Consider the following 796-nt stretch of genomic DNA (forward strand, 5'->3'; position numbering starts at 1 on the left):
TAGATTCAACCGGTCGTCGCAACACCTTACTTCAGGAGGTGTCTCATGGGTCGTCCAGGACAATGGATTCAACAGTTCACGGGGCGAGGCGCGATGCGCTCCCCCGGCCACCCGTCGCATCGGCAAGAGATCGAGCGCCAGTTTTGGGAGCAGATTGCGACCGGCATTACAAGTGAGAAGGCCGCCGCAGCGGTAGGGGTGTCGCAGGCCGTTGGCACGCGCTGGTTTCGTAAGCGCGGCGGGATGCCTTTATTTATGGCGAATCCTATGTCCGGGAGATACTTGTCGTTTGCCGAGCGTGAGGAAATAGCATTACTCTATGCACAAAATATCGGAATACGCGAGATCGCTCGGCGTATAGGGCGTAGCGCGTCAACGGTCTCGCGGGAACTTAGACGTAACGCGGCAACTCGTTCCGGGCTGCTTGACTATCGTGCATCAGTCGCGCAGTGGAAGGCCGATCTTTTTGCTAAGCGCCCGAAACCCGCAAAGCTTGTGACAAACCATAGGCTGCATCAATATGTGCAGGCTAGGCTGGAGGGACAGATCCATGATGCTAAAGGCCGTAAGGTCTCAGGCCCTAAGCAAGCAGCGTTTATCGGTCGGAACAAACCAGAACGCAGTGACCGGAAATGGGTCAATGGCTGGTCGCCGGAACAGATTTCCCTCCGACTGAAGTCCGATTTCCCGGATGACGAAACCATGCGCATTTCTCACGAAGCCATCTACCAAGCGCTCTACATTCAAGGGCGTGGTGCACTCAAACGAGAGCTAGTGACTTATTTGCGCACGGGGC

At 56.0% G+C, this 796-nt stretch carries 1 protein-coding gene; it reads left to right on the forward strand.

Features of this window, described 5'->3' with window-relative positions; all coding sequences use genetic code 11:
* Positions 1-66 precede the first annotated feature (66 nt).
* Positions 67-796, forward strand: a 730-nt coding sequence (locus tag WM40_RS27230; RefSeq protein WP_157793841.1) for a helix-turn-helix domain-containing protein, incomplete at its 3' end; no start/stop codon positions are given.

This window comes from Robbsia andropogonis (assembly GCF_000970345.1).
GTDB lineage: Bacteria > Pseudomonadota > Gammaproteobacteria > Burkholderiales > Burkholderiaceae > Robbsia > Robbsia andropogonis.